This is a genomic window from Burkholderia sp. BKH01, assembly GCF_025685725.1.
GTDB lineage: Bacteria > Pseudomonadota > Gammaproteobacteria > Burkholderiales > Burkholderiaceae > Burkholderia > Burkholderia pyrrocinia_C.
Window position 1 is genome coordinate 270148 of record NZ_JAOTQT010000007.1, and the last position, 8826, is coordinate 278973.

At 68.4% G+C, this 8826-nt stretch carries 7 protein-coding genes; 2 read left to right on the forward strand and 5 right to left on the reverse strand.

What is annotated here, in order from left to right; translation table 11 throughout:
- Positions 1 to 341: 341 nt before the first annotated feature.
- Positions 342 to 1406, forward strand: coding sequence for a phytoene/squalene synthase family protein (locus OEJ37_RS14445; protein ID WP_263344632.1), 1065 nt, complete (start codon positions 342 to 344; stop codon positions 1404 to 1406).
- A gap of 474 nt (positions 1407 to 1880) precedes the next feature.
- Positions 1881 to 3101 carry a porin gene (locus tag OEJ37_RS14450; RefSeq protein ID WP_174417976.1) on the forward strand — a complete coding sequence of 407 codons (1221 nt, stop codon included), beginning with the start codon at positions 1881 to 1883 and terminating at the stop codon, positions 3099 to 3101.
- Between the two features lie 230 nt (positions 3102 to 3331).
- Here OEJ37_RS14450 and OEJ37_RS14455 read toward each other — a convergent pair whose 3' ends face one another.
- Genes OEJ37_RS14455 through OEJ37_RS14475 form a run of 5 tightly spaced genes read right to left on the reverse strand, consistent with a single transcriptional unit; the run spans position 3332 to position 8588 of the window.
- Positions 3332 to 4822 (reverse strand): efflux transporter outer membrane subunit, encoded by a 1491-nt coding sequence (locus OEJ37_RS14455; RefSeq protein WP_263344633.1) that lies wholly within the window; start codon positions 4820 to 4822, stop codon positions 3332 to 3334.
- Positions 4823 to 4832: 10 nt separating this feature from the next.
- Positions 4833 to 5987 carry an ABC transporter permease gene (locus tag OEJ37_RS14460; RefSeq protein WP_174417979.1) on the reverse strand — a complete coding sequence of 385 codons (1155 nt, stop codon included), beginning with the start codon at positions 5985 to 5987 and terminating at the stop codon, positions 4833 to 4835.
- A complete protein-coding gene (locus OEJ37_RS14465; RefSeq protein WP_263344634.1) occupies positions 5984 to 6934 on the reverse strand; it encodes an ABC transporter ATP-binding protein in 951 nt (316 codons plus the stop codon). Before OEJ37_RS14465 ends, OEJ37_RS14460 begins: the two co-directional genes overlap by 4 nt.
- The gene (locus tag OEJ37_RS14470) at positions 6931 to 7893 is read right to left on the reverse strand and encodes an HlyD family secretion protein (RefSeq protein WP_263344635.1); all 963 of its coding nucleotides are present in this window, start codon (positions 7891 to 7893) and stop codon (positions 6931 to 6933) included. The genes OEJ37_RS14465 and OEJ37_RS14470 overlap by 4 nt, the downstream gene beginning before the upstream one ends.
- Positions 7890 to 8588: a TetR/AcrR family transcriptional regulator gene (locus OEJ37_RS14475; protein ID WP_174417982.1), complete on the reverse strand. Its 699-nt coding sequence runs from the start codon at positions 8586 to 8588 to the stop codon at positions 7890 to 7892. Before OEJ37_RS14475 ends, OEJ37_RS14470 begins: the two co-directional genes overlap by 4 nt.
- Between the last annotated feature and the right edge of the window lie 238 nt (positions 8589 to 8826).

An 8826-nucleotide genomic window follows, 5' to 3' on the forward strand; every position in this document is an offset into this window, starting at 1 on the left:
AAGGGCGCTCGCTCCGCTGGCGCGGTTGTCGTGCCGTGCCGTATGGAATCGAACGGGACGCGATCGTCGCATCGAATAATTACATGTGTATTACTTCGACCTTTCTGTTTTGTTCGGGGCTGTGATGAGGCGGCGGGCAGGGGCGCGGCATGAATGTGCGTGCGGCATTCGGGCCGTCTCGGGCAGGCCGCGCGCCGGATGCACTAAACTTGCGGGAATTTTGCATCGCAGCGCCCGGGCCGACGCCCGCGCGGCGCGACGATGCGGCGACTCGCGGGCCGGCGCGGGCGCCCGGCGCCCGTGTGCGTCCGGGGCCCGCGCCGGCCGATTTTTCCCGACCCATGACGACTCGAACCGATTCCGCCTACCTGCTCGGCGACCTGCTGAAGAACGTTTCCCGCTCCTTCTACCTGACGCTGCGCGTGCTGCCCGACGGCATGCGCGACCCGGTCGGGCTCGCGTACCTGCTCGCGCGCGCGGCCGACACGATCGCCGACACCGCGCTCGTCGCGCCCGATCGCCGGGCCGCGTTGCTGACTGACCTGCGCGACGAGATCGAGCGGCTCGGCGACGGCGCGGCGCTGTCCCGTTCGCTCGACGACGTGACTCGGATGCAGACGGATTCGCACGAGCACGTGCTGCTCGGCTCGATGGAGCCGATGCTCGCGCTGCTGCGCGCGCAGCCGGACGCCGACCGCGCGTCGATCCGCAAGGTCGTCGCGACGCTGACGTCAGGCATGGAATTCGACCTGCGCACGTTCCCGGACGAACAGTCGGGGCAGGTCGCGTCGCTGCCGACGCGCGACATGCTCGACCGCTACACGTACCTCGTCGCGGGCTGCGTGGGCGAGTTCTGGACCGACATGACGGGCGCGCACACGCGTGCCGCGCGCGGCTGGGACCTGCCGGACATGCGCGAGAAGGGCATCCGTTTCGGCAAGGCGCTGCAGATGACCAACATCCTGCGCGACTGCGGGAAGGACCTGCGCATCGGCCGCTGCTACCTGCCCGACGACGTGCTGCGCGCGCATGGGCTCGGCGTTGCCGACCTGATGCAGGCGGACGCGTCGGCGCGCGCGCGCGGCGTGCTGGTCGACCTGCTGCGCGTCGCGCTCGACCAGTATCGCGAAGCGTGCCTGTATACGCTCGCGATCCCGCGCCGCTTCGTGCGGCTGCGGCTCGCGTGCCTGTGGCCGATCATGATCGGCCTCGAAACGCTCGAGTTGCTGGCCGGCCACGACGCGTGGCTCGACCCGGCGAAGCCGGCCAAGGTGCCGAGGAAGCGCATCTACCGAATCATGGCGTCGTCGCTCGCGCTGGTCGGCTCGAACACGGCGATCCGTGCGCGGATGACCGCGCTCGCCGATGCGGTGAACGCGCGGCTTGCCGAGCCGGCATCGCGTTGAATGTCGCCGGCGCGCCGCGCCGGCATCGTCCTTCGGCCCGCGTTCGCCGGGCCGCTCCCATCCGATCTTCCGCACGCGGACTGAAACGTTTTCATGATTTCGTTTCGTGAAATGTGGGTGTCATGAACGTCAGCGATCCTGCGCGGCGGCGTGAATCGCGATGTCAGTCCGCGATCGCGCATTTGTAAGATGATTTTTGCCGAAGGCATCTGACGACATCGGACGGTCTCGTTGCACCAGTAAAAATGTAAAGCTAGGGTTTTCACCGGCAAATGCCGGAAGTGACCGCCGCGTAAGCGTTTTCAGGTGTTATGTAACCGCTTGGTGAACCCGCGCGTTGCGTCGATCATACGATGACCGACTGCACATGTTGGGAAATAATCGGTAATCCGTCAGAATTGCGCCGGCATGTACTCGCACATGTGTCACAAGACCACACCAGAAAAGAAATCATTCTTTGAGGACGGAGAATCAATGAAAAAGCGCGTCGCTTTCGCCATGACGGCAGCGGGCCTTGCAGCCGCTACCGCCGCCCACGCCCAGAGCAGCGTGACCCTGTACGGTATCGTCGATAACGCTATCGCTTGGCAGAACAACTCGTCGGCAGTCGGCGCGACCACGGGTGGTCACTCGAAGGTGCAGATGGCCACCGGCATTTGGGCAGGCAGCCGCTTCGGCCTGAAGGGCAGCGAAGATCTTGGCGGCGGCACGAAGGCGATTTTCCAGTTGGAAGCCGGCTTCAACGCGAACAACGGCTCGTCGCAATGGGCGAACGGCATCTTCACGCGTCAGGCGTGGGTCGGTATGACCAACGCATCGTACGGTACGCTGACGGCCGGCCGCCAGTACACCGCGTACTACACGCTGCTGTCGCCGTACAGCCCGACGACCTGGCTGACCGGTTATTACGGCGCGCACCCGGGCGATATCGACTCGCTGGACACCAGCTACCGTGCGAATAACTCGCTCGTCTACATGTCGCCGAAGTTCTACGGCTTCACGGTCGGCGGTTCGTACTCGTTCGGCGGTGTTGCAGGCGCGACGAACCGCGGCTCGACGTGGAGCGCGGCGATCCAGTACCTGAATGGCCCGGCAGGCATCGCGGTCGGCTACCAGAAGGTCAACAACGCGACGCTCGGCGGCGGCGTGTGGGGCGCGAACTCGACGGTCCAGAACGGCCTGACGGCATCGGGCGACGGCAACCAGCCGGCCGTTTCGTCGATCAACAACGGCTATGCCACGGCGCAATCGCAGCAGCGTGTCGCCGTGACGGCGGGCTACCAGTTCTCGCCGGCATGGGACATTTCGGCGTCGTACTCGAACGTCCAGTACACGCCGGGTGTCGGTTCGTCGTTCCGCAACACGGCAATCTTCAACACGGCTGGCGCCGTGCTGCACTGGAAGGCAGCCGCTCAGTGGGACTTCGCGGCAGGCTATTCGTACACGGCGGCAACGCAGTCGAACGGCATCACGAGCTCGGCCAAGTACCACCAGGTCACGCTGTCGCAGTACTACAGCCTGTCGAAGCGCACGGGCCTGTACGCGGTTGAGGCTTGGCAGCACGCGAGCGGCAACACGCTGAACGGCAAGGGCAACGCGATCATCTCGGCGACCACGTCGATCGGCGACGGCGTGGGCGCAGGTTCGAAGCAGAACCAGATCGGCCTCGGCGTCGGCCTGATCCACCGCTTCTGATGTCGCGCGGCGCGCGAGCGTCGCTCACGGCATGCGGTATGAAGAAACCGGCCTTCGGGCCGGTTTTTTAATTTACGACACACGTTGCGCGTATTGCAGGTTCAGCCATCGGCGAGCACCGAATGGAAGCGGGCGGCGACGGCAGCCGAACCTGATAAGCGCGACGCTCATGCGGTGCACGGCATGCAGCCGGCAGCATCCGGCCCGTGCCAGTGCCGCCAGCGCGGTGGTCACTGCGCCGCATCATCCGTCCAGCTCCCCGCCAGCGCCTGGAACAGCGCCGCCGTATCGGCAAGCCGGTCGGCCTGCGCGCGCGTGCGGTCGAGCGCCGTCTGCAACGTCTGCCGCTGCGCGTCGAGCAGGTCGAACGTGCTGACCCCGCCCGCCGCGTAACGGTCGCCGGCAATCGCGCTGCGTGCCGCCGCTTCCTGCGCGGCCGTGTCCCGCGCCTGCAATTCGGCTGCGTCGTGCTCGACCGCGCGCATCGCGTCGGCTACCTGCTGAAGCGCCTGCAGCACGGTTTCCCGATAGCTCGCGAACGCGGCGTCGTACGCCGCTTCGGCCGCGCGTTTCTTCGCGCGCAGCTCGCCGCCGTGAAAGATCGGCTGCGCAAGACCAAGGCCGACGTTCCAGACATTCAACCCGCTCACGATATCCGCGATGCGCGTGCGCTCCGAGCCGATCCCCGCCGAAATCGAAAAACGCGGATACAGGTTCGCGGTGGCCACGCCGACGTTCGCGCTCGCCTGGTGCAGCACGGCTTCCGCCGCGCGGATGTCGGGCCGTTCGCGTGCGAGCGTCGACGGCAGCGTGACGGGCAGCGTGCGCGGCAGCGCGAGCGCATCGAGCGTGAGGTCGGGCAGCACGGCGCTGGACGGCGGCGCGCCGAGCAGGATCGCGAGCCGGTGGCCGGCCTGCGCGAGGCGGGCCGCGAGCGGCGGCAGCGATGCCTGCGTCTGCGCGAGCAGCGCGCGTTGCGCATGCACGTCGGCCCGCGATACGCCGCCTGCCGCGAAGCGCGCGTCGACGATGCGCAATTGCCGCGCCTGCGCGTCGATGAGCTGGCGCGTGAGCGCGACCTGCTGCGCGAGCGACGCGCGCAGGATCGCGGTGGCGACGACGTTGCCCGCGAGCGTCAGCCTCGCGGCATCGAGCGTGTACGCCTGATAGTCGACCTGCGCGCGCAGCGCTTCGAGCGCGCGCCGGTTGCCGCCGAACACGTCGAGCACGTACGACACGCTGACCGAAGCGTCATACAGCGTGAACGGCGCCGGATTCGGCACGTTGCCCGGCAGCCCGAACGCGGCGATGTCGACCTTCTCGCGCGTGGCGGACAAGTTCGCGTCGACGCGCGGCAGCATCGTCGCGCCGGCTTCGGCCGCATGGTTCTGCCGCGCTTCGTCGAGCCGCGCGCGGGCCTCGGCGAGCGTCGGGCTGTTTCGCCACGCGGTGTCGACGAGCCGGTTCAGCGGTTCCGAACCGAACTCGGTCCACCAGTGTTGCGGCGCGTGCGCGGCCGATGCGAACGTCTGCGCATCGCCGGCCGGGCCGCCGGCGGCCGCCGTCGTGACGGGCGGCTCATCACGCGTGTATTGCTGCGTGGCCGGTGCGTCGGGCGTGCGGAAATCCGGCCCGACCGCGCAACCGGCGACGAGCAGCGCAGCGGCGGCCAGCGTAAAGCCGCGGGCAGCGATGGAGGCGCGATGCGAAGCCGGTTTCATCGTGCGGCACCTAATCGAGCGTGCGCCGGTAGAAGCGCAGCGCGATGCCCATCACGACGACGGTGAACAGCGCGACCGGCCACACGGACGGCCACAGGTCGGCCCAGCCGTTGCCCTTCAGCAGGATGCCGCGCACGAGGCGGTTGAAGTAGGTGAGCGGCAGCAGGTTGCCGATGAACTGCGCCCACTTGGGCATCCCGGCGAACGGGAACATGAAACCGGACAGCAGGATGTTCGGCAGGAAATAGAACACCGCGAGCTGCATCGCCTGCAACTGGTTCTGCGCGAGCGATGAAAGCGTGATGCCGACCGTCAGGTTCGCGGCGATGAACAGCAGCGCGGACAGGTAGATCGCGAACACGCCGCCGACGAACGGCACGACGAACACGAACCGCGCCGCGGCGAGGATGATCGACACCTGGATCAGCCCGATCAGCACGTACGGGATGATCTTGCCCGTCATCACCTCGAGCGGCCGCACGGGCGTCGCGAGCAGGTTCTCCATCGTGCCGCGCTCGCGTTCGCGCGTGATCGCAAGGCCCGTCATCATCACCATCGTCATCGTCAGGATCACACCCATCAGGCCCGGCACGACGTTGTACTGCGTGATGCCTTCCGGGTTGTACAGCCGGTGCAGCACGACGTCGAATGCGGCCGGGCGGCCGTTCAGGTGCGCGAGCGGCCCCGTCAGGTCCTTGTTCGCGACGGGCTGCAAGAGGCCCGGCAGCGCGCCGATCGCCGACGCGGTCGCGACGGGATCGGTCGCGTCCGCCTCGACGAGCAGCGACGGACGCTCGCCGCGCAGCAGCCGCCGCGAGAAATCGGCCGGCACGCTCAGTACGAACTGCACGTCGCCGCGGGCGAGCGCATGCCGGCCCGCCGCTTCGTCCGGCAGCGTCTCGACGATGTCGAAATACGCGGAATTGCGCATCGCGGCGATGAAGCTGCGAGCGAACGGGCTCGAATCGGCGACGATCACCGCGGTCGGCAGGTGCTTCGGATCGGTGTTGATCGCAAAGCCGAACAGCGTGAGCTGGATGATCGGCACGCCGACGATCATCGCGAACGTCACGCGGTCGCGGCGCAACTGCAGGAATTCCTTCAGCACGATGCTCCACCAGCGCGCGACCGAGAACGATTCGCGCAGGCGCGCCCACGCGTTCATGACGATGCTCCGCCGGGCGGCCCGGATGCGCGGCCCATCATGAAGATGAAGACGTCCTCGAGCCCGGTGTCGATCGGCGCGACCTGCAGCGACGCATCGTCGCTCGCGACCCTCGCGAGCGTCGCGTCGAGCGCGGCGCGATCGCGGCCGCTCACGTGCAGCGCGGAACCGAACACGACGGTTTGATCGACGCCCGGCATCGTGCGCAGCCGCGCGGACAGTTCGGTCAGGCGCTCGCCGGTGATCGTGCGGGTCGACAGGTGCTGCGACGCGACGATCTCCGCCGACGTGCCTTGCGCAAGCAGTTCGCCGGACGCGATATAGGCGAGCTTGTGGCAGCGCTCGGCTTCGTCCATGTAGTGCGTGCTGACGAGCACCGAGATCCCTTGCGCGGCCAGCCGGTGCAGTTCCTCCCAGAAGTCGCGGCGCGCGGCCGGATCGACGCCGGCGGTCGGTTCGTCGAGCAGCAGCAGTTCGGGTTCGTGCAGCATGCACGCGGCCAGCGCGAGGCGTTGTTTCCAACCGCCCGACAGCGCGCCCGTGAGCTGGTCCGCGCGGCCCGCGAGGCCGAGCCCGTCGAGCGCGCGCGCGACGGCCGCCTTGCGGTCGGGCATCCCGTACACGCGCGCGACGAAATCGAGGTTCTCGCGGATCGACAGGTCTTCCCAGTACGAGAAGCGCTGCGTCATGTAGCCGACGTGCCGCTTGATCTGCGCGCTGTCGCGCACGATGTCGTAGCCGAGGCAGGTGCCGCTGCCCGAGTCGGGCGTGAGCAGGCCGCACATCATCCGGATCGAGGTCGTCTTGCCGCTACCGTTCGGCCCGAGAAAGCCGAAGATCTCGCCGCGCGCGACGCGCAGCGAGACGTCCTTCACGACGTGCTTGTCGCCGAAGCGCTTGTTCAGGCGATCGACATCGATCGCGTACGGAGCGGCAGGCGCGGTCATTGCACCCTCACGGCGACGGGCTGGCCCGGATGCAGCGTCGGCGCGTCCGCGACGGCGGGGCGCGCCTCGATCATGAACACGAGCTTGGTCCGGCTCTCGTTGCTGTAGATCACGGGCGGCGTGTATTCGGCCTGGCTCGACACGTAGGTGATGCGCGCGGGCACTTCGGCCGCGCAGCCGTCGCAGCGGATCGCGACCGCGCGCCCCGGCGCGAGCGATGCGATGGCGGCTTCCGGCACGAAGAAGCGCACCTTCAGGTTCTGCGGCGGCAGCATCTGCACGACCGGATTGCCGGCCTGCACCCATTCGCCGACGCGGTACAGCGTGTCGTACACGCGCCCGGCGGCAGGCGCGGCGACGCGCTTCTGGTCGAGCTTCCATTGCGCTTCGGCGACCGCGGCCTGCGCGGCGTCGACCTGCGCGGCCTGCGCGGCGACCTGCTGCGCGCGGCCCGGCAGGCGCGCGACATCGACCTGCTTCTGCAGTTCGCGCATCTGCGCGGCGGTGGTTTGCGCGGACGTGCGCGAATCGTCGAGCTGCTGCTTCGACAGGCCGCCGGCCGCGTACTGGCGTTCGTCGCGCGCGAGTTGGGCGGCAGCCCGTGCGGCCTGTGCGGTGGCCTGTGCGAGTTGCGCCTGCGTGACAGCGACTTCCGGCGGGCGCTTGCCGGTCTGCAGGTCGGCAAGCTGCGCACGCGCGGCCGCGAGCTGATGCTGTGCCTGCAGCAGCGCGGCCGTTTCGTTCGCGGCTTCGAGCGAGAACGCGGGCGTGCCGGCGGCGACGGCCTGGCCGCGTGCGACCGACAACTGCGTCAGCGTGCCCGATTGCGACGACGACAGGTACACGAATTCGCCTTCGACATAACCCTGGTAGGTCGTGCCGTTGTCCGTCGACCGTCCGCAACCGGCGAGCAGCGCGAAGGCGGCGAGCGCAAACGGCAGCGCGCGGGCCGCGTTCACGACGGCCTCCGCGGCGAGTGCGTCCGCGCGCGCGGCGCGGCGGGCGGCGGCTGCATGCCGGAGCCGAGCAGCGCGCGGACGTGCCGGTGCAGCACGTCGCGATCGATCGGCGGCAGGCCGCGCGCGCTTTGCCACAGCTTCGCGGTCGCCAGCGGCAGCATCACGAGCGCGATGATCGAATGGAACAGGAACGCGGGTTCCAGCGCGGGGTTCAGCGTACCGGCCTGCTGCGCGGCACGGATGCGTTCGGCGAAACGCCCGACATGCTCGAGCGGAATGCGCCGCAGCATCCGCTCGCGCAGCAGCCCGCCTTCGTGGACGATCTCGCGTAGCCAGATCGACGGCAACCACGGCATGCGATGCGTGACGTCGAAGAAGCGGTCGACGAGTTCGGCGACGAGCGCGAACGGATCGTTCTCGATCTGCGGCTCGGTCGGGCGCCACACGAACGCGATGACCTGCGCGAGCCGTTCCTCGACGATCGCGTCGAGCAGTTGCTCGCGGTTCGTGAAGTAGTAGTGGACCATCGCGGACGTGACGCCGGCGGCGGCGGCGATCTGCGCGACCGTCGTCGCGGCGATGCCGCGCTCGGCGAACAATTGCATCGCGATATCGAGCATGTGATCGCGCAGGTCGAAATCGTCCACCGACGGGCGGCGCCCGCGCGGCCTGGCGACGGTGGATTTCGCGTTCATGCAGACGACGCTAATTGATGAGTTAGTTAATTTCAAGGAAGGGTTTTCGCCGGCGTTGATCGAGATCAGACGCGCGTCGAATGGCGGCGCGGACGAGCGCGGACGCGGCGCGGCGGCGGGTAGTGTGCCGGCGGCGGCGTGTAGGGAGCGGCTAATGGAGAAATGGCGGAGGGAAACGGCGAGGGGAAACGGCGAGGGGAAACGGCGAGGGGAAACGGCGAGGGGAAACGGCGAGGGG